Origin of the sequence: Nonomuraea sp. NPDC050547, from assembly GCF_044457345.1 — a bacterium.
In the GTDB taxonomy this organism is placed as follows: Bacteria; Actinomycetota; Actinomycetes; order Streptosporangiales; family Streptosporangiaceae; genus Nonomuraea.
The window spans coordinates 482230-500612 of record NZ_JBITGW010000001.1 but is presented as its reverse complement, the minus strand read 5'-3'; the positions used below and the strand labels follow the sequence as shown (position 1 = coordinate 500612).

The 18383-nt window shown below is 72.5% G+C and carries 19 protein-coding genes; 2 read left to right on the top strand and 17 right to left on the bottom strand.

Annotation, left to right across the window (positions count from 1 at the left end; translation table 11 throughout):
• Nucleotides 1–7: 7 nt before the first annotated feature.
• The 14 genes from ACIBHY_RS02340 to ACIBHY_RS02275 form a co-directional block, all read right to left on the bottom strand.
• Nucleotides 8–727 (bottom strand): FAD-binding oxidoreductase, encoded by a 720-nt coding sequence (locus tag ACIBHY_RS02340; protein WP_397305700.1) that lies wholly within the window; start codon nt 725–727, stop codon nt 8–10.
• Nucleotides 728–1159 (bottom strand): globin domain-containing protein, encoded by a 432-nt coding sequence (locus tag ACIBHY_RS02335; RefSeq protein WP_397305699.1) that lies wholly within the window; start codon nt 1157–1159, stop codon nt 728–730. It abuts the gene before it with no gap.
• A gap of 146 nt (nt 1160–1305) precedes the next feature.
• A complete protein-coding gene (locus ACIBHY_RS02330; protein ID WP_397305698.1) occupies nt 1306–2559 on the bottom strand; it encodes a LuxR C-terminal-related transcriptional regulator in 1254 nt (417 codons plus the stop codon).
• Between the two features lie 161 nt (nt 2560–2720).
• Nucleotides 2721–4997: an ATP-binding protein gene (locus tag ACIBHY_RS02325; protein WP_397305697.1), complete on the bottom strand. Its 2277-nt coding sequence runs from the start codon at nt 4995–4997 to the stop codon at nt 2721–2723.
• Nucleotides 4998–5270: 273 nt separating this feature from the next.
• Complete coding sequence (gene metK / locus ACIBHY_RS02320; protein WP_379618693.1) at nt 5271–6458, bottom strand: methionine adenosyltransferase; 1188 nt, start codon at nt 6456–6458, stop codon at nt 5271–5273.
• Nucleotides 6459–6578: 120 nt separating this feature from the next.
• The gene (locus ACIBHY_RS02315) at nt 6579–6941 is read right to left on the bottom strand and encodes a hypothetical protein (RefSeq protein ID WP_397305696.1); all 363 of its coding nucleotides are present in this window, start codon (nt 6939–6941) and stop codon (nt 6579–6581) included.
• 437 nt (nt 6942–7378) lie between these two features.
• On the bottom strand, nt 7379–8122 hold the full coding sequence (locus tag ACIBHY_RS02310) for a PspA/IM30 family protein (protein WP_397246057.1): 744 nt from the start codon (nt 8120–8122) through the stop codon (nt 7379–7381).
• Between the two features lie 33 nt (nt 8123–8155).
• Nucleotides 8156–10114 (bottom strand): TPM domain-containing protein, encoded by a 1959-nt coding sequence (locus tag ACIBHY_RS02305; protein ID WP_397305695.1) that lies wholly within the window; start codon nt 10112–10114, stop codon nt 8156–8158.
• Nucleotides 10115–10228: 114 nt separating this feature from the next.
• Nucleotides 10229–11428 carry a bifunctional phosphopantothenoylcysteine decarboxylase/phosphopantothenate--cysteine ligase CoaBC gene (gene coaBC, locus ACIBHY_RS02300; protein WP_397246053.1) on the bottom strand — a complete coding sequence of 400 codons (1200 nt, stop codon included), beginning with the start codon at nt 11426–11428 and terminating at the stop codon, nt 10229–10231.
• A 138-nt stretch (nt 11429–11566) separates the two neighbouring features.
• Nucleotides 11567–11836, bottom strand: coding sequence for a DNA-directed RNA polymerase subunit omega (rpoZ, locus tag ACIBHY_RS02295; protein WP_184960643.1), 270 nt, complete (start codon nt 11834–11836; stop codon nt 11567–11569).
• 5 nt (nt 11837–11841) lie between these two features.
• Nucleotides 11842–12477, bottom strand: coding sequence for a guanylate kinase (gmk, locus tag ACIBHY_RS02290; RefSeq protein ID WP_397246051.1), 636 nt, complete (start codon nt 12475–12477; stop codon nt 11842–11844).
• Nucleotides 12478–12529: 52 nt separating this feature from the next.
• Nucleotides 12530–12853 (bottom strand): integration host factor, actinobacterial type, encoded by a 324-nt coding sequence (gene mihF / locus ACIBHY_RS02285; RefSeq protein ID WP_157244637.1) that lies wholly within the window; start codon nt 12851–12853, stop codon nt 12530–12532.
• 554 nt (nt 12854–13407) lie between these two features.
• A complete protein-coding gene (locus ACIBHY_RS02280; protein ID WP_397305694.1) occupies nt 13408–14205 on the bottom strand; it encodes a hypothetical protein in 798 nt (265 codons plus the stop codon).
• Between the two features lie 71 nt (nt 14206–14276).
• Nucleotides 14277–14666 carry a PadR family transcriptional regulator gene (locus ACIBHY_RS02275; RefSeq protein WP_397246047.1) on the bottom strand — a complete coding sequence of 130 codons (390 nt, stop codon included), beginning with the start codon at nt 14664–14666 and terminating at the stop codon, nt 14277–14279.
• Nucleotides 14667–14756: 90 nt separating this feature from the next.
• Here ACIBHY_RS02275 and ACIBHY_RS02270 point away from each other — a divergent pair, with 90 nt between their 5' ends.
• Together ACIBHY_RS02270 and ACIBHY_RS02265 are read left to right on the top strand one after the other, a co-directional pair.
• The gene (locus ACIBHY_RS02270) at nt 14757–15140 is read left to right on the top strand and encodes a VOC family protein (RefSeq protein ID WP_397305693.1); all 384 of its coding nucleotides are present in this window, start codon (nt 14757–14759) and stop codon (nt 15138–15140) included.
• A gap of 172 nt (nt 15141–15312) precedes the next feature.
• Complete coding sequence (locus ACIBHY_RS02265; protein ID WP_397246043.1) at nt 15313–15453, top strand: hypothetical protein; 141 nt, start codon at nt 15313–15315, stop codon at nt 15451–15453.
• Nucleotides 15454–15808: 355 nt separating this feature from the next.
• Here the strand turns inward: ACIBHY_RS02265 and pyrF are convergent, their stop codons facing one another.
• The 3 genes from pyrF to ACIBHY_RS02250 are packed head-to-tail and all read right to left on the bottom strand — an operon-like array spanning nt 15809 to nt 18361.
• Nucleotides 15809–16501 carry an orotidine-5'-phosphate decarboxylase gene (pyrF, locus tag ACIBHY_RS02260; RefSeq protein WP_397305692.1) on the bottom strand — a complete coding sequence of 231 codons (693 nt, stop codon included), beginning with the start codon at nt 16499–16501 and terminating at the stop codon, nt 15809–15811.
• Between the two features lie 29 nt (nt 16502–16530).
• The gene (locus tag ACIBHY_RS02255) at nt 16531–17499 is read right to left on the bottom strand and encodes a dihydroorotate dehydrogenase (protein ID WP_184960638.1); all 969 of its coding nucleotides are present in this window, start codon (nt 17497–17499) and stop codon (nt 16531–16533) included.
• Nucleotides 17489–18361 carry a dihydroorotate dehydrogenase electron transfer subunit gene (locus tag ACIBHY_RS02250; RefSeq protein ID WP_397246775.1) on the bottom strand — a complete coding sequence of 291 codons (873 nt, stop codon included), beginning with the start codon at nt 18359–18361 and terminating at the stop codon, nt 17489–17491. Before ACIBHY_RS02250 ends, ACIBHY_RS02255 begins: the two co-directional genes overlap by 11 nt.
• Nucleotides 18362–18383 lie beyond the last annotated feature (22 nt).

Below are 18383 nucleotides of genomic sequence, written 5' to 3'. Positions count from 1 at the left end.
ACTACGTCTACCAGACCGTGGCCTCAGGTAAGGCCGGTCGGTCACTGGCCAGGTCGTGGTGGATGCGGGCGCGGGGCACGCCGTCGCGCAGCAGCCTGCGTACGGTGGCCTCGACCATGGCCGGCGGCCCGCAGACGTAGGCCTCGTGGTCGGTCCAGGCGCGGAAGCGCTCCAGCGCGTCGGGCAGCATGCCGCTCAGCGTTTCCCCGGAGGCGAGCCCCCTGGCGGGGCCGCCGTGGGAGACGACGGGCACCAGCCGCAGCCGGGGGTGGCGGGCGGCCAGGACGAGCAGGTCGGGCAGGTCGTAGAGGTCCTGGGCGCTCCTGGCGCCGAACAGCAGGTGGATGCCGGGCCGCCGGCCCGAGGCGAGGATCTGCTCGATGATCGCCTTCAGCGGCGCGAGGCCGGTCCCGCCCGCGGCGAACAGCAGTTCCCGATCCCCCTCCGGCGCGGCCATGGTGCCCATCGCGGGCCCGACGGTCAGCTCCTCTCCCGGCCTGGTGTCCTTGACCAGGGCGGTGGAGACGTGCCCGCCGGGCACCGCCCGTACGTGCAGCCGGATGAGGCCGTCGGGCGCGGGCGCGTTGGCGACGGAGTAGGTGCGCCAGATCCGGGGGTGGCGCGAGGTCAGGACGCTCACGTACTGCCCGGCGCGGTACGGCACGCGCCCCGCCGGCCGGAGCGTGAGCACGGCGACGGACTCGCCCCTGCGCTCGTGCGCGACCACCTAGGCCCGCGTCCAGGCGGGCCCGTCGGTCTCGGCGGCGGCGCCGATCATGTGGTTGGCCGCCATGGTGTAGGCGCTGACCCAGGCGGACTCGGTGGCGCTGTCCCATGAGTGTCCGCTGTAGCGGCGCACGGCCGCGATCAGGGCCCGGCCGACGGCGGTGTAGTGCTCGGGGGCCACGCCGTACTTGCGGTGGTCGCGCCCGAGCTGTCCCAGGTACTCCCGCAGGTCCCGCGGCCGGTCGAGGAGGGCGACGATCTGGCCGAGCGACACGAACAGCCGTTCCCTGCGCACGTCCATGACCGGCGGGAACATCGCCCGCAACGCGGGGTCCTCCGCGAACAGCCGCCCGTAGAAGTACGCGGCCGCGCGCTCGGCGTGCGGTTCCACGCGGGCGAGGCTGGCCCGCACCAGGGCGGGGTCGATCGGCATCGGCTTCCCCTCGTCGCTGTGGTGCCGGCGGATGGACGCGGGGCGCCGGACCCTGGGACCCCTCCCCTGGACGACGCCGGTGGTCACCCGCCGGCATGACAACAGTTCGCCGTGGACCCGGCCTCCCGCATCCAGAGAAGTGCCGATTAATCGCTGGAAGCCACCCACGCGGCGACATGGGTGCGGGAGGCGAGGTGCCCCTTCGCGAGGATGTTGCGGACGTGCGCGTCGACCGTCCGCTTCGAGATCACCAGCCGCCCGGCGATCTCCAGGTTCGTCAGGCCCTCGGTGATGAGCCTGGCGACCTGCAGCTCGCGGGGGCTCAGAACCACGTCACCGGCCTCGGGGCCACCGCCGGGCGCGGGCACGGGCGCGGCCGTGGCGGCGCCGTAGCGGGCCGTCAGGCGCCTGCGCGCCCGCGCCTCGAGAAGCTCCAGCCCGACCTGCCGGTACGGCCGCAGCAGCCGGTAGCCGGCCGGCTCCCGCAGCACCACCGAACCGGCGACGAGATCGCCCAGCACCGCGGCCACCCGCACCCTGGGCAGGCCCGCCTCGACGCCGATCGCCTCGGCCGTGTCCCGTGCGAACCCGCCGTCCACCACCGACAACGCCGCCCACAGCGCGCGCTGCTCCGTCCCGCACAGCGCGTGACTCCACTCGACCGTGGCGCGCAGGTCGCGCTGGCGCGGCAGCGTGCTGGTGGTCCCCGCCGCCGGCAGCGGGCAGCGGTCGCGCAGCCGGTCGCGCAGTTCGGGCGCGGTCAGCGAGCGCAGGCACGCCGCGGCCAGCTCGATGGCCAGCGGCAGGCCGTCCAGGCTCCGGCAGATCTCGGCGACCGCGGCGCGCGTGCCGCCGCCGGACAGGGAGAAGTCGGGGTCGACGGCGGCGGCACGCTCGGCGAACAGCGTGACGGCGTCGGCCTCCTGCAGCGGGCGCACGTACAGCACGCGCTGCCCGGCCAGGTCGGGCGGCTGCCGTCCGGTCACCACGATCTTGACGTGGGGCGCCCGGCGCAGCAGCACCTCCGCCAGTCGCGCGACGGGGCCGGTCAGGTGCTCGCAGGTGTCGAGCACGACCAGCGCCCTGCGCTCGCGCAGCGCCGCGGCGATCCCCTCGGCAGTACGCGCCTGCGGCCGGCCGATCGCGGCCGCCACGCGGGCGGTCAGCGCCGGTTCCCCGGTCACCGCCGACAGCTCGGCGTACCAGGTCCCGCCGGGGAAACGCCGCCGGGCGTGCCGGGCGACCCTGACCGCCACGCGGCTCTTGCCCACCCCTCCGGGCCCCGTGACCGCGAGCAGGCGCGTGCGCGCCAGCGCCCGCAGGCCCTCGGCCACCTCGGCCGCGTGGCCGATCATGCTGGTGAACTCGGCGGGGAGATTCCCCCTGCCTCGCTCGACCATGGACTCTCCCTCCTGGCGGCGGGAGGCCCGGCGGGCCGTCCGTGCCGCGGACCATACGGGCTCGCGTCAGCGCGCGAACCGCCCCCGCACCCCCGGACTACGGACACGATGAGTATTCACCGTCTCACCCAGGGCAACATCGGGGACTATGCCTATCCTGCTCAGCCTTCCTCCCTCTGCCGGCGCCTGATCACCCACGCGGCGATCTGGCTGCGTCCGGAAAAGCCGAGCTTGGCGAGGATGTTCTCGACGTGGGTGTCGACCGTGCGCCGGGCCACGACGAGCCGGTGGGCGATCAGCCGGTTGGTGAGCCCGGCGGCGACCAGGCCGGCGACATCGGCCTCGCGCGGCGTCAGCGGCGCCCACGCCGGGACCGCCCGCGGCTCACTCTCCTCCGGCTCGCCGGACAGCGCCTCGGCGATCGCCTCCTCAGCCGACAGCGCCCGCCCGGCGGCCTTGACGCGTTCCAGCTGCGACCCCAGGGCCTCGGCCAGCTCATCCTGGTAGCGCTCGCGCTCGGCGGCCATGTGCGGCGAGCCCAGCAGCGGCCGCACCTCGGCGCCCCAGAGCCGGTGCGCGGCGCTCAGCAGCCGCGCGGCCCGCGCGTGCGCGCCGCGGTCGGCCGCCAGCCACGCCAGCACCTCCACGCAGAACGCCCGCCCGAACGTCGTCTCCACCCGCGCGTGCGTGCGCAGCACCGCGCGGGCATGCCCCTCGGCCTCGCCGGTCCGTCCGCACCGCCGCAGCAACAGCGCCAGCGCCAGGTCCGCCCACGCCGCGCCGCACCCGTCACCCGCCTGCCCGCACAGCCGCGCCGCCCGCGTCAGCACCCGTTCCGCCTCTTCGGTACGGCCCGCCGTCAGCAACGTGAACCCCAGCTCGATCAGGCCGTTGAGCAGGTGGATGCCGCCGTGTCCCGCCAGTCCGTCCACGCTCTCGCGCAGCAGCCGCTCGGCCGCCTCCAGGTCGCCCTCGCAGAACAGCAGCGTGCCGCGCATCTTCGTGAGGTGCAGGCCGCCGAGCGTGCCCAGCCGGGCCGCCGGCTCCCCGGCCCCGGCCAGCGCGCGCCGGGCGGCGGGCAGGTCGCCCTGGCCGATGGCGATGTGGGCGAGCTCCAGGTGGGCGCCCAGGCGGATCCAGTCGGGGGCCTCGGTGCCGGGGAGCAGGCGGTCGAGGTACTGCCGGCCGTACCTGGCCATGCCGCCGAACACCCACAGGTAGCCGAGGCGCAGGCCCATCTCCAGACCGGCGGCGCGCCCGGCGGGGTCGGCGGCGTAGGACTCCAGGGCGGCCCGCAGGTTCGGCCAGTCAGAACGCGCGTGCAGCACCTCCTCCACGCGGTCGCGCCCGGCGCGCTCCACGCCGAAGCGGCGGGCGACGGCGAAGTAGTGCTCGCGGTGACGCGTCCGCAGCCGCTCCGCCTCGGGCTCCGGGACGCGTCCCATGGCGTACTCGCGCAGGCCGTCCAGCATCCGGTACACGGTGCGCCGCCCGTCGTGCTCGCGGACCACGATCGACTTCTCGACCAGCGCGGCCAGCGTCGGGTAGACGAGGGTGCCGGGCAGGTCGGCGCCGGAGCAGACGCGCTCGGCGGCGTCCAGGTCGAAGGAGCCGGAGAAGACGGTCAGCCGCTCCCACAGCAGCCGTTCCTCCTCGGCGCACAGGTCGTGGCTCCAGGCGATGGCCGCCTGCATCGTCGAATGGCGTCCGCCGCGGGCGCGCGAGCCCGTGTGGCCCAGCGAGCCGTGGGCGTCCATGAGCTGCAGGAGCCGGGCGACGGGCAGCAGCCGGGCGCGCACCGCGGTCAGCTCGATGGCCAGCGGGATGCCCTGAATGCGCCGGCACAGCTCGGCCACGACGGGCGCGTTGCCGGGCCCCAGTTCGAACGCCGGGTCCACGGCGGCCACCCGGTCCAGGAACAACGCGACCGACTCGACGTGCGCGACCGCCGCCGGCTCGGTCTCCGGCCCCGGTACGGCCAGCGGCCGGACGATCACGATGTGCTCACCGGGTGCGCGTAAGGCCTGGCGGCTGGTGACCAGGATGTGCAGGCCGGGCGCGGCGCGCAGCAGAGCCTGGGCCAGCCTGGAGCAGGCTTCCGCGACGTGCTCGCAGGTGTCGAGGACCAGGAGCATGCGCCGATCGGCCACGTGGGCCGCCGACTCGGCGGGCGCGCCGACGCCCAGGGCCTGGGCGATCGCCTCGTCCACCGCTTCCGCCGTGGTGGCGCCGGACAGCTCGACGTAGGTGACGCCGTCGGTGAAGGCCCGCCGCATGAGCTGCGCGGCGCGTACGGCCACGCGCGTCTTGCCCACGCCCGCTATCCCGGTGACCGTGACCAGGCGGCTGCGCTGGAGCATCCTGCGCACCCCGGCGATCTCCTGACGGCGGCCCACGAAGCTGGTGACGGCGGTGGGGAGGGCGGCCCGCGACAGCATGGTCCCGCACCCCCAACGAGCCGCACCCGCGGCCCCGTGTGGCAGGCCCGGTTCTGGAAGATCCCTGGGAACACGTTATATGGATCTTGGACCGGACAAGACACGGCCCTCCCCCTCGGGGGCCGCCCCTGGCCGCACGGGAGTCAGCCCGCGGACCGCTCTTCCCCGGCCGTGACCACGTCCGGGGCTCCTCGGTGTCCTGTCCGGGCATGCGTGAGCCCTGAGGCCGCCGGGTGGCGGAACTCAGGGCTCAGGCGGTGGAACGGGCGCCGGTCAGAGGCCGGCGGCGGTGCGGAGGGACTCGGCGCGGTCGGTCGACTCCCAGGAGAAGCCCTCGCGGCCGAAGTGGCCGTAGGCGGCGGTCTCGGAGTAGATCGGGCGCAGCAGGTCGAGGTCGCGGATGATGGCCGCGGGACGGAGGTCGAAGACCTGCAGCACGGCGGCCTGGATCTTCTCGATCTCGACCTTCTCGGTGCCGAAGCACTCCACGAACAGGCCGACCGGCTGGGCCTTGCCGATGGCGTAGGCGACCTGGACCTCGCAGCGGTCGGCCAGGCCGGCCGCGACGACGTTCTTGGCGACCCAGCGCATGGCGTAGGCGGCCGAGCGGTCGACCTTGGACGGGTCCTTGCCGGAGAAGGCGCCGCCGCCGTGACGGGCCATGCCGCCGTACGTGTCAATGATGATCTTGCGGCCGGTGAGGCCGGCGTCGCCCATGGGGCCGCCGATCTCGAAGCGGCCGGTCGGGTTGACCAGCAGGCGGTAGCCCTCGATGTCGATCTCGAGCCCGGCGAGCACGGGGTCGACCACGTGCTCCTTGATGTCGGGGGCGAGCATCTCCTTGAGGTCGATCTCGGCCGCGTGCTGCGTGGAGACGACCACGGTGTCGAGGCGGACCGGCGTGTCGCCGTCGTACTCGATCGTGACCTGGGTCTTGCCGTCGGGGCGCAGGTACGGCACGGTGCCCGACTTGCGGACCTCCGACAGGCGCTGGGCGAGCCGGTGCGCGAGCATGATCGGCAGCGGCATCAGCTCGGGGGTCTCGCGGCAGGCGTAGCCGAACATCAGGCCCTGGTCACCGGCGCCCTGGCGGTCGAGCTCGTCGCCGACGCCCTCCTCGCGGTGCTCGTAGGCGTCGTCGACGCCCTGGGCGATGTCGGGCGACTGCGCGCCGATCGAGACCGAGACGCCGCAGGACGCGCCGTCGAAGCCCTTGTGCGAGGCGTCGTAGCCGATCTCAAGGATCTTCTCGCGGATGACGCCGGGGATGTCGACATAGGTCTCGGTCGTCACCTCGCCCGCGACGTGGACCTGGCCGGTAGTGATCATCGTCTCGACGGCGACCCTGCTCTTGTGGTCGTCCTTGAGCATGGCGTCGAGAATCGCGTCACTGATCTGGTCGGCGATCTTGTCCGGGTGGCCCTCGGTGACCGACTCGGAGGTGAACAGGCGACGTGACAACTCAGTGGCTCCTCATGCAGCGGCTGCTGACGTATGTGCGGCACGGACAGGTGGACACCAGCCTGGGCCTCGCCGAAGTCTAGCCCCACGGGAGGCCAGGTAGCGAAACCGCGGGCCGATTCAGAGATCCGGCAGGGGGTCGGGCGGAAGCGTCTCGGGCGCGAAGATCTCCGCGTCCGCGGCTCCCACCACGGCGGCGTACTCCTCATCGAACTCGAAGGCCATCGAGCCGAGCTCGATGATCGATCCAGTCATGATGGGGCCCAGGCGTGTCGCCCTCGGGAACGTGGCGTAGACCGACACCGGCCGGTCGCTCCTGAGCATCCTGGTGGCGAGCACCGAGATCGCCCCGTCGGTGACCACGATGAGGAAGTTGGCCATCCCCGGCGGCCCCACCGACAGCGCGGGAAACACGTATCTGATCTGTTCGCCGGGCCCGAGCAGCGTCCTGCAGCGGTCCCTCACCGCGGTTCCTACCGGCATCTGTGTTCTCCCCCTTTGTGTAAGTATCCGCAGGGGTACGGCAACGCGGCAACATCCAAATCCCGATCCACCCACCCCAGCCCGAGGAGACGACCACGGCGCAGACCCGAGGCGAGGTCACCACGGCGAGGCGCAGGGCGACAGCGGCATGGGCGGAGGCGTCCCGGCGGCCGGCCACCACGGCGGGCCCAGGAGTGAGCCCAGGGTGAGCCACGGCAGTGGGCCGGGGCGGAGTCGTCACGGCGGGAGAGCCGTTGGCCTTCACGACCGGCGCTCGACGGGCGCCCGCCCGCGACGGCGGGGCGGGCAGGCCGGCGGAAGCCGTAACGGATGGCGGGCGTGACGGACGCGAGCGCCAACGGACCAGCGCCGAAGCAAGACGGGGCCCTGGAGAGCCGCCCGGCCGCGCCGGGGAGAGCAGGCGCGGCCGGGATGGGTCAGTTGGGGCTGGGGGACTGGATGGGGAGGGGCTTGCCCATCTTCAGGGCGGCCAGGCGGGCCTCGATCTCGGCCTGGGCGCTGACGTCCTCCAGGCTCTCGAACTGCGCGTCGAGCGACGAGGCGGCCAGTTCCTGCTGTCCGATGACCTTCGCCTCCTCCCGCTTGATCTTCTCTTCGAAGCGGCTGACCTCGCTGGTCGGGTCGAGGATGTCGATGCTCTTGATCGCGTCCTGGACCTGCGACTGGGCCTGGGCGGTCTTGGCGCGGGAGACGAGTTCGTCGCGCTTGCCCCGGAGCTCGCCGAGCTTGTTCTTCATCTGCTGGAGGCCCGCCTTGAGCTTGTCGACGACCTCCCGCTGCGCCGTGATGCCCGGCTCGGCGGCCTTCGCCTCCTGCTCGGCGGACATCTGGCGGCCCAGGGCGATCTTGGCGAGTTCGTCGAACTTGTCGCCCTCCGCCCGCTGCCCCGACGCGCGCAGCTGGTCGGCGCGCTGGCTGGCGGCCATGGCCTTCCTGCCCCACTCCCCCGCCGCCTGGACGTCCTCGCGGTAGTCGGCCTCGACCATCCGCAGCGACCCGATGGTCTGCGCGATGGCCTTCTCCGCCTCGGCGATGTTGTCGGTGTAGTCGCGCACCATCTGGTCGAGCATCAACTGCGGGTCCTCGGCCGAGTCCAGCAGCGCGTTGATGTTGGCCCTGGCCAGCTGGGCGACACGGCCGAAGATGGACTGTTTGGACATTGCTCATTCCCCCGATATGTGATCGTTTCCGGGTCAGAAGGCTCCCCCTGAGCCCCTCCGCCCTCGTGTACCCGAGCCGCCGAAGCTGCCCGGCGCCTGGCCGCGCCTGCCCGTCCCCGCGGTCTGGCGGCCGCCCGCGCGGCCCGCGCCGCGGCCGGACATCATGCCGCCCATCATCCCGTCGATGAGGATGCCGCCCAGGACCGCGCCCATCATCGCGTCGGCGCCGCCCCTGCCGTTGCCGGTCCTTCCGTAGCCGAACGCCGACACCTCGCCCCGCGCCGCCTGCCCGGCCTCCTGGGCGAGCTGGTCGGCGCGCTGGGCGGCGGCGAGCGCCGCCGACGGGTCCTCCCCTGCCCGCGCCCGCGCCTCGGCCAGCAGGCGTTCCGCCTCGGCGATCCGGGTGCGCGCGGTGCTGCCGACCGCGCCGCGGTTGGTGGTGATGAAGTCCCTGGTGGCCGCGATCTCGCTGCGGGCCGTGAGCATCGCCTGGCCGAGCATGCTGCGCGCCTGCTCCTGACGGGCCTTCTTGTCGCGTACGCCCTTCAGCGACTCGTCCAGCGTCGCCTGCGCCTCCTCCACGCGGCGCAGCAGCGCGATCGGGTCCACGCGGGTCGCGACGACGTCCTCGGCCACCTGGGTCGCGGTGCTCTCCGCGTACGCGATCTGGGGCGCCAGGTCCGCCGCGTACGCCTGGTCGGCGGCCAGCGCCTTCGCCGCCGACAGGTTGGCCGCGACGGTCTCCAGGGCGGGCTTGAGCCCGGCCGCCGCCTGGTGGATGTCGTCGGCCCGCCTGGTCACCGCCTCCATGAGCTGCCGGGCCTGGTCCACGGCCGACTGCGCGGCCAGCACCTGGGCGACCGCCTTGCCCGACTCCCCCGCGTCCAGCGACGCCTGCGCGGCGGCGAGCGTCTGGCCGGCGAACTCCAGGCGGTTGGCCGCGTCGTCCGCGTTGTCCTCGACGGGGGTCAGGGCGCTGTGGGCGAAGCGCTCGGCGGTGGCGGCCATGGCCCGCCGTACCTCGGCGAGCTTGGGGGTGAGCTCGGCGTGCGCCTGCCGGACCTCGGCCAGTACGCGCGGGGTCTGCTGCTCCATGTCGCGCAGCTTGTCGAAGGCCTCCGACTCGGCGTCGAGCCGGGCGTTGGCGTCCGCGCACCGCCTGACGATCTCCTCCAGCATCGCCTGGCGGGTCACGTCGTCCTCCGGGACCTCGTCGTCGAGCTGCTGGCGGAGCCGGAAGGCCTGGTCGAGCTCGCCTTTGGCGTACTCGAGCGCTTCGGCGAACGGCTGGGCCGCCTCCTCGCCGAACTGGGCCGTCGCGAAGCCCACCTCCTGCTCGGAGGTCTTGACCGCGTCGTCGGTGTGGACGAGCGCCTGTCCCGCCCGGGTCTCCAGGTCCTTGGCCGCGGCGGCGTGGCGGGAGGTCGTGCGGCGGCGCGAGTACAGGTAGACGCCCCCGCCGGCTGCGGCCAGCACCCCCGCCCCCGCCAGCCACCAGGCGCTGCGGCCTTCGGGGTTGGCCGGGTTCGCCATGGCCGTGCCGTACCCCTTGGCGGCGCCGACGGCCGCGCCCGCCCAGTCGTCCTCCCGCAGCGCGGGGACGATGGCGTCCTGCGCGACCGCGTTCATCTGCTCGGTGGACAGGGGGAAGTTCGCGTCGGCCGATACGGCGTAGCGGCGTTCCTGCGTGGCGACGGCCATCAGCAGGTCGTCGCGGCCCAGGCGGCTCAGGCCGGCGGTCTGGTCGGCCCAGGTGGTGGCGTTCCAGCCGGAGAAGCCGGTGACGTAGACGACGTAGAGGCGGATGCCGTGCTCGGCTTCGAGCTGGCTGATGGCGGCCTGGACCTCGCCCGCCCGGTCGCCGAGGGCGCCGGCGTGGTCGGTGACGGTCTGGGTGACGGCCTCGGGCGCCTCGGCGGAGGCCGCCGCGGGGATGGCCAGGAGGGCGCCGGCGATGAGCAGTACGCGTATGACGTGCCTGAATGCTGACAACCCCGACCGCCCCCAGTCGTAGCTTCACTGACCCCTGAGGCGTCTCATCCCCACATTACGGAGCGTGTACACATTTGTCCCATTAGTGAGGAAGCCAGGTCACGGGGGGCTCGATCACGCCAGGCGTGGGGCGACCAGGGACCAGAGGGTGTCGGCCAGATCGTCCTTCGGGCCCCTCGGGACCTCGACCGGGTCTCCCCCGGCGACCAGGATCGTGGCCGCGTTGTCGGGGGTGCCGAAGGCGAGGTGCTCGCCGACCTGGTTGACCACCAGCAGGTCGCACCCCTTGCGGGCCAGCTTGGCCTGGCCGTTGGCCAGCACGTCATCGGTCTCGGCCGCGAACCCCACGATCACCGCGGGGGTGGCGCCGTTCCCGGCCTGGGTACGCCGCACGCCGAGCTCGGCGAGAATGTCGGGATTCTTCGTCAGCCGAATGGCCTCGGGATCGCCGGACGTTTTCTTGATCTTGGACGTGGCCCGCGCCACCGGCCGGAAGTCGGCCACGGCGGCGGCCATCACCACCGCGTCGGCGTCCTCCGAGGCCGACAGCACCGCCTCGCGCAGCTGCTCCGTCGACTCCACCCGGACGATCTCGGCCCCGGCCGGATCGGGCAGCGTGACGTTGGCCGCGATCAGGGTCACCTCGGCGCCGCGTGCCACGGCCGTGCGCGCCAGCGCGTACCCCTGAAGGCCGGACGAGCGGTTGCCGATGAAGCGGACCGGATCGATCGCCTCGCGGGTGCCGCCCGCGGAGACGACCACGCGGCGGCCGGCCAGGTCGCGCGGGGCGCCGCGCAGCACGCGGCGGCAGACCTCGAAGATCTCTTCAGGGTCGGGCAGCCGTCCGGGGCCGGTGTCGGCGCCGGTCAGGCGTCCCGAGGCGGGGTCGATGACGAGGGCGCCGCGCTCGCGCAGGGTGGCGACGTTGGCGCGGGTGGCGGGGTGGTCCCACATCTCGGTGTGCATCGCCGGCGCGAACACCACCGGGCAGCGCGCCGTCAGCAGCGTGGTGGTGAGCAGATCGCCGGTCAGCCCCTGGGCGGCCTTGGCCAGAACGTCCGCGGTGGCCGGGGCGACGATCACGAGGTCGGCGTTCTGCCCGATGCGCACGTGCGGCACCTCGTGGACGTTCTCCCACACCTCGGTGGTCACCGGGTTGCCGGACAGCGCCGCCCAGGTCGGTTCGCCCACGAACCGGAGCGCGTCGCGGGTGGGCACCACGCGCACCTCGTGCCCGGACTCGGTGAACAGGCGGAGCAGCTCACACGCCTTGTAGGCGGCGATGCCGCCGCTGACGCCCAGTACGACCCTCATCGGCGCGCCGCCACCCCTCTCCTCCGCACGAACCGCCCCAACCCTAGAGCTCCGCGCCGGTACGGCTCCGCCCGGGGTCCGGACATGGCGCAGCTCCCGGCTCCGCCCTGGGCGGCGTCGAGAGCTGGAGTCGAACGGTCAGACCGCGCCTTCGATGGGCTCGGCGTTGAGCAGCCCCTCGGAGACCTCGCGCAGCGCGATGGACAGCGGCTTCTCCTGGGCGTGGGTCTCGACCAGCGGGCCGACGTACTCGAGCAGGCCCTCGCCGAGCTGCGAGTAGTAGGCGTTGATCTGCCTGGCGCGCTTGGCGCCCATGATCACCAAGGAGTACTTGCTGTCGACGATGTCGAGCAGAGAGTCGATCGACGGGTTGGTGATTCCCTCAGCGACCGGGGCAATGCCTGCCACGATTGTCAGACCTCTCGGTTGGTGGATGTCGTGACCCCCTGAGGGTCCGTCATCAAGGCTATCAGCCGATGACATACATCCTGGACACTCGTGTTCACAAGTGTGATGTCGAACTCGGGTTCCGCGGCGCATTCGACGCGCCCGGCGGCCAGGCGGCGTTCGATGACGTCCTCCGGCTCGGTGCCGCGGCCGCGCAGCCGGCGTTCCAGCTCCTCCCACGTGGGCGGGGCCAGGAAGACCAGGAGCGCCTCCGGCATCGTCTTGCGCACCTGCCTGGCGCCCTGGAGGTCGATCTCCAGGAGGGTGGGCACGCCGCTCGCGAGCCGGTCGAGCACGGGCCGGCGCGGCGTACCGTAGCGGTTGCCGGCGAACTCGGCCCATTCGAGCAGTTCGCCCGACTCGATGAGCCGGTCGAACTCGTCGTCGCCGGCGAAGAAGTACTGCACGCCGTGTGACTCGCCGGGCCGGGGCTTTCTGGTGGTCACCGAGACCGACAGCCACACCTCGGGGTGGGACCGCCGGATCTCGGCGACGACCGTGGACTTCCCCACGCCCGACGGCCCGGACAGGACCGTCAGGCGCCTGGAGGGAAGGAGGTCGACCTGTGTGTCGTGGGCCCTCAAACTGTCGGACCAAGACATGTCGGTCACTTCCTACCCCCCGCTGAAGCTGCGCTTTCGTGTGAAGACGAGATTAGCTCTCGCCGCCACCGAACTCGCGCTCAAGGGCGGCCCTCTGGTTCGCGCCGAGGCCGCGCACGCGGCGCGACTCGGCGATGGTGAGCCGCTCCATAAGCTGCTTGGCGCGGACCTTGCCCACGCCTGGGAGCGACTCCAAAAGCGCCGACACCTTCATCTTGCCGATGACGTCGTCGGTCTGCCCATCCTTGAGCACCTCAGCCAGAGAAACCGCGCCATGCTTGAGCCGGTTCTTGACCTCGGCACGCTCTTTACGGGCCTTGGCAGCCTTCTCCAGGGCTGCGGCGCGCTGCTCGGGGGTCAACGGAGGAAGAGCCACGCCGGGTCACCTCGAATTTCTGTCGATGTACTCGGACGAGAGGGGAAACTAGCTGGTCATCGCCACCTAAGCAACGCCAAGAGCGGTTTCTCTCACCACAAAATCCAGTTCTTAACTCTCCGTGTTTGTAAAACTACGATGAGCTGATCAAATCGCGCTCACTTCCCGGTTCTCGAAGATCGTCGCCCGCCAGGGGCGATAACGATCATGACTACTGACCGTCACCCGAAAACCCTCATACCGCGACCCGAAAAGCCGTTATCAAACCGAGACCTTCCATGCGCCCGAACAGCTCCGCCGCCCCCGCGATCACACCCGCGGGTGGAGGATTCTTCTATCCGGTGGAAGGTTCTTCCACCCGCCGACGGCCGGCGGAGTGATCACGTACTGACTCCGGGTTAGCTTGGCGGCACGCGAGTCTCACTCGCGATCGACGTGGGGATCGGCGAGGGCAGGCGAGGGGGAAGTACCGCACGACCGGAACACGTTCTTGGTCGTGCGGTACTTCCGGGAAGCCGGCCCACCGGGCAACTCCCGGAAGACCCCGCGCGCGGCTACGAACGGAGTTCGGCGGTGGCGGCGGTTCTCGCCGCCCACGTCGTGACGGCCAGCACCGCCACCGAGCACGCGGCCGCCGCCGGAAGGTTCGCCGGATCGTCGATCCAGCCGAGGGTGACGCCCATGAGCGGCGACACGATGAGCACGGCCCGCCGCCCCACAGGCGACCGCACCGCGACCACCGCGAGCACGAGGATGGGCAGGAACCCGGCCGCAGGCAGGGGAATCCGCGTACTCACCACGACGCCGGCGAGCAGGGCGGCTGCCCACCCGATCGGCCGCCGGGCTTCCGGGCGCGCGGGGCCGGACGACGGGGCGAGCGTCAGCATCACGGCGACCAGGCAGGCGGGCAGGACGAGCCGCCATCCGGCCCCTCCGACGAGGAGCACGCCGTCCCGCACCACGTAGATGGGCGAAAGGCCGAGCTCCGACCAGCCGGCGACGAGCACGGTCCACCCCCATGCGACGGAGGCCGCGACCTTGCGCGCGTCCCGCCATGCCAGGAAGGCGATCACCCCGTACGGCAGGGCGAGAACGAGGGCTTGCAGGGCCGCTTCCGGGTACGGCGGCGCGTCCCCGGCGTAGGCGGCGGCCCGGCCGGCTTCGAGGACGAGCGGCCAGATCGGTGCGAGCAGCGCCGCGAGGCGGAAGGCGGCGTTCCAGTGCCGGCGGGAAGCGGCTCCCACGGCGCGGCGCAACCGGATGGTGAAGGCTGCCCGCAGCAGGTCGAACGTCTCGCGAGCGCTTGGCCGCTCGCGACCGGCGTCGGCCCCCGCCAGGAGAACCGCGACCATTTCCTCCTCGTGCGACGCGCGATGCTCTCTCGGATACCACGCCAGCAACCGCCGGTAACGATCCTCCAGGCTCACGTGGCGCTCCCGAAGGAGGCGGCGAGGCCGGGCGGCGCCGCTCTCATGCTGAACGCCGGGCGCAGCCCGCCGCCGCGCAGACGGGAGGCGGCGGTGTCGGCGTTGCGACGCAGTCGCTCCGCCTCGACCGCCAGCCGGGCCTCGCCGTCGGAGGTGAGCCGGTAGTAGCGCCGCGCGCGGCCGTCGACGACTTCCTCGCGATCGGTCTCGACCAGTCCCTCTCCCTGCAGCCGGTCGAGCGCGGCGTACAGGGTACCGGCCTGCAGCCGTACCCGATCACCCGAGATCTGCAGAACATCCGTGATGATGCCGTAGCCGTGCTGGGGCTCGGCGGCGAGCGCCGTCAGGATCAGGAAGGTCGGTTCCTGCATGGATCTTCGACTCATGTGATCTATATATACAGATTATCTGACCTTCGTGGGATGACTTCCGGAAATCGGTGGCGCGCGAGAGGGCGCTCGGGCAGGCTCCCGCTCATGGTCTCAGTCGTGCAGAACGTGGCGATCGATTGCGCGGACGCCTTTGAGCTGGCCGGATTCTGGAGCGAGGCGACCGGCGGGCCCCGGCATCCGGAGGACCGGCCGGGTGACCACGAGACCCAGGTACTGCTGCCCGAGGGCCCCGTCCTGCACTTCAACCAGGTGCCGGAGAAGAAGACGACCAAGAACAGGTTCCACCTGTGCCTGCGTCCGGAGACCTCCCGGGAGGAGGAGGTGGAGCGGTTGCTGAGCCTCGGCGCCACCCAGGTCGCCGACCACCGGAACCCCGACGGCTCGGGCTGGGTCATCCTGGCCGACCCCGAAGGCAATGAGTTCTGCGTCCTGCGCAGCGACTCCGACCGCGCCGCGACGCCTTCCTGATCCCGAGACGGGCCCGGGTCGCGGCGCAAGGCTCATACCCCGACGAGGAACAGGATCGCCTCCACCTACACCCCGGCTTCGAAGACACGGGCGCTCATCCGCATGACGCTACGGCCGGGGTAAGGATCAGCCCGAGCCGGAGCATCTGGAGGCGGCGACCTTGGTCAGATGGATGAACAGCGACGCGGCGGCTTTCGGCGCCGGCGCAGGCACCGGTGACCAGGCTCTCGCACTCCCGGACGAACTCAAGACCGGCCTGTCCGAGGATGCCTGGCAGATCGAGCACAAGGGCCGCTCCGGAGAGGACGCGTGAGCACTGTTCGCCTTGTCAGTGGGTCCGCTTGGGAGTGGGCCCGGCCGCATGCGCCGACTCCACGCTGATCCTCGATGAGGCGACCACCGCGACCTGCCACGTGGCCACTGGGGACAAGGGCAGAGAAGCCGACGCCTCTCCGCTCAAAGCCAAGACGCGGTTCTCAACCGGCCAACGCTCGGGGAGCGCGAGGGGCCGGAGGCCTCTCGCCGGGGTTCGGGGCGAAGCCCCGATCAGAACAGCCCGAAGGCCCGAGCTCTTGGAGTGGGGCGTGGGGGCTCTGCCCCCCACTCGGACACAGCCCGGAGCCGCCCCAGCGCGAAGCGCCCCTGCCGACAAGCGGAGGCCCGAGCTCTCAGGTGGTGCGGCGCAGGGAAGCGGCCAAGGCCGCGGCCGTGGCTCCCGGGTCCGCCGAGCCCGTGATCGGGCGGCCGATCACCAGGAGGTCCGCGCCGTCGGCCATCGCCTGTTCCGGGGTGGCCACGCGGGCCTGGTCCTGGGTTTCCGCGCCCGCCGGCCGTACACCAGGAGTGATCAGTGTGATCGCGGGGCCGACTTCGGAGCGGACGGCGGCCACCTCGTGCGGTGAGCAGACCAGCGCGGTCGCGCCCGCCCCCACCGACAGTACGGCCAGCCGCCGCACGGCGTCGTCGGCCGGCCCCGACAGTCCGATCCGGTCGAGGTCGGCCTCCGACAGCGACGTCAGCACGGTCACCGCGGCGATCTTGGTGTGTGGAGCGGCCTGTACGGCCGCCTGGATCATCGCCGGGCCTCCGGCGGCGTGGACGGTCAGGATGGCGGGCCGGAGCCGGGAAACGGCCTTTGCGGCCCCCGCGACGGTGTTGGGGATGTCGTGCAGTTTGAGGTCCAGGAAGACCTGCACCCCGCTGCCCCCGCGGACGGAGTCGATCACGTCGGGCCCGTAGCGGAGGTAGAGTTCGAGCCCGACCTTCACCGTGCTGACGTGAGGGGTGACCATCGCGGCCCAGCGGGCCGCGGTCTCGAGGTCCGGCGCGTCCAGGGCGACGGCGATCGGGGCGGGCGTCACGGTGGTCTCTCCTCGTGCGGGTGCGAGCGTCAAAGGGAACTCTCTTCGTGCAGGTGCCGGGCGGCGCTGCCGGGCGGGCGGTGGGCGAGGCCGACGGCGTCGGCCAGTCGCTGGAAGCCGCGTGCGCGCAGCAGGTCCTCGAGTTCGCGCTCGATGCGCAGGCACGCGTACGGGTCGTGGAACAACGCGGTGCCCACGCCGACGGCGCAGGCTCCGGCGAGGATGAGCTGGAAGGCGTCGGCGCCGGTCATGACGCCGCCTACGCCGATGATGGGCGTGCCGGGCAGGGCGGAGTGGACCTGCCACACGCACCGTACGGCCAGCGGCAGGATGGCCGGGCCCGACAGCCCGCCGGTCACCGCGGCGAGGGCGGGTTTGAGCGTGACGGTGTCGATGCTCATCCCGAGCGGGTTGTTGATCATGGAAAGCGCGTCGGCCCCGGCGTCCACGCAGGCGCGGGCGACGGCGGCGATGTCGGCCACGTCGGGCGCCAGCTTGGCGATGACGGGCACGTCGTAGCGCATCACCGAGCGGACGGAGGCGATGACCTCGGCTGCCGCTCCGCCTTCGCGGGCGAAGACGCGGCCGCGGTCCTCGATGTTGGGGCAGGACAGGTTGACCTCGACGGCGGTGACGCCGGGCGCGTCGGCGAGCCTGCGGGCCAGGGCGGCGTACTCGGCGACGGTGCCGCCGCCGATGGAGACGATGGTCTTGATGCCGCGCTGGGCGAGCCAGGGCAGTTCGCGTTCCAGGAAGGCGTCGACGCCCGGCCCTTGGAGGCCGACGGCGTTGAGCAGGCCGGCGGGCGTCTCGGCCATGCGGGGCGTGGGGCGGCCGGCGCGCGGCGCCATGGTGATGGAGCGAGTGACGAGCGCGCCGAGCCGGTGGAGGTCGAAGAACTGGGCGAGTTCGCGCCCGGAGGCGGCGCAGCCGGCCGCGGTGGTGATGGGGTTCGCTAGCTCGACATGTCCCAGAAAAGTCCGCATATCAACTGACATGTCGGGCTCCACCTCCGGGCGCGCCCAACGCGTCGAACGGGATCGTTCCCACGTCCTCGAAGCGCACGCGCTCCCCCCTGAACACCGGCCCCTCCGCGCACGCCCGCGTCATCCTCGTCACCCCGTCGTCGCCGATGACCGGCAGCACGCAGGTCATGCAGATGCCGATCCCGCACGCCATCGACTCCTCCACCGCCACCTGCACCGGGATGTCGGCCTCCATGGCGACGGCGGTGACCGCGCGCAGCGTCTGCATCGGCCCGCAGGCGTAGACGACGTCGGCGCGGGTGCCGGCCACGACCGCCGGCAGCGCGTCGCTGACCGTGCCGCGCACGCCCAGCGAGCCGTCCTCGGTGGTGAGCGTGACCGTGGCCCGCTCGGCCATCCGCCTGGCCCGCATCGCGCCGAACACCCGGTCGGCCGAGGCGGCCCCGAGCACGAAGTCGACCCGGCAGCCCCGCTCGGCCAGCGCGTCGGCGAGCGGGAACAGCACGGCGGAGCCGTACTCGGAACCGACGAGCACGCAGTGGACGGGGTCGCGCGGCAGCGGGAACGGCCGCCCGAGCGGTCCCACCAGGTCGATCGTGTCGCGGGCGCGGCGCTCGGCGAGCCAGGCGGTGCCCGGCCCGCCGGTGCTGAAGACCAGCTCGACGGTGCCGCCGTACTCCGGCTTGACGTCGTGCACGTAGAAGGCGCGGCGCGTCACCATCGCGGTGTTCGCGCCGCCGACCGACACGGACACGAAGTGGCCGGGGCGGAAGCGCTCGGCGATGCCGGGCGCCACCACGGTCAGCGCATGATAGGCGTCGACCCGGCGCGTCGTCAGCACCGTGCCCGTCACCTGCACCGGAGTGCCGGCCAGTGTCGCTCACCTCCCGCGGGGG

Excerpts from the sequence above, each read along its gene's own strand:
- ACIBHY_RS02335 (WP_397305699.1), bottom strand. The coding sequence starts at position 1,159 with ATGCCGATCGACCCCGCCCTGGTGCGGGCCAGCCTCGCCCGCGTGGAA.
- ACIBHY_RS02330 (WP_397305698.1), bottom strand. The coding sequence starts at position 2,559 with ATGGTCGAGCGAGGCAGGGGGAATCTCCCCGCCGAGTTCACCAGCATG.
- ACIBHY_RS02325 (WP_397305697.1), bottom strand. The coding sequence starts at position 4,997 with ATGCTGTCGCGGGCCGCCCTCCCCACCGCCGTCACCAGCTTCGTGGGC.
- ACIBHY_RS02315 (WP_397305696.1), bottom strand. The coding sequence starts at position 6,941 with ATGCCGGTAGGAACCGCGGTGAGGGACCGCTGCAGGACGCTGCTCGGG.
- ACIBHY_RS02310 (WP_397246057.1), bottom strand. The coding sequence starts at position 8,122 with ATGTCCAAACAGTCCATCTTCGGCCGTGTCGCCCAGCTGGCCAGGGCC.
- coaBC (WP_397246053.1), bottom strand. The coding sequence starts at position 11,428 with ATGAGGGTCGTACTGGGCGTCAGCGGCGGCATCGCCGCCTACAAGGCG.
- gmk (WP_397246051.1), bottom strand. The coding sequence starts at position 12,477 with ATGTCTTGGTCCGACAGTTTGAGGGCCCACGACACACAGGTCGACCTC.
- ACIBHY_RS02280 (WP_397305694.1), bottom strand. The coding sequence starts at position 14,205 with ATGGTCGCGGTTCTCCTGGCGGGGGCCGACGCCGGTCGCGAGCGGCCA.
- ACIBHY_RS02275 (WP_397246047.1), bottom strand. The coding sequence starts at position 14,666 with ATGAGTCGAAGATCCATGCAGGAACCGACCTTCCTGATCCTGACGGCG.
- ACIBHY_RS02270 (WP_397305693.1), top strand. The coding sequence starts at position 14,757 with ATGGTCTCAGTCGTGCAGAACGTGGCGATCGATTGCGCGGACGCCTTT.
- ACIBHY_RS02265 (WP_397246043.1), top strand. The coding sequence starts at position 15,313 with ATGAACAGCGACGCGGCGGCTTTCGGCGCCGGCGCAGGCACCGGTGAC.
- ACIBHY_RS02255 (WP_184960638.1), bottom strand. The coding sequence starts at position 17,499 with ATGTCAGTTGATATGCGGACTTTTCTGGGACATGTCGAGCTAGCGAAC.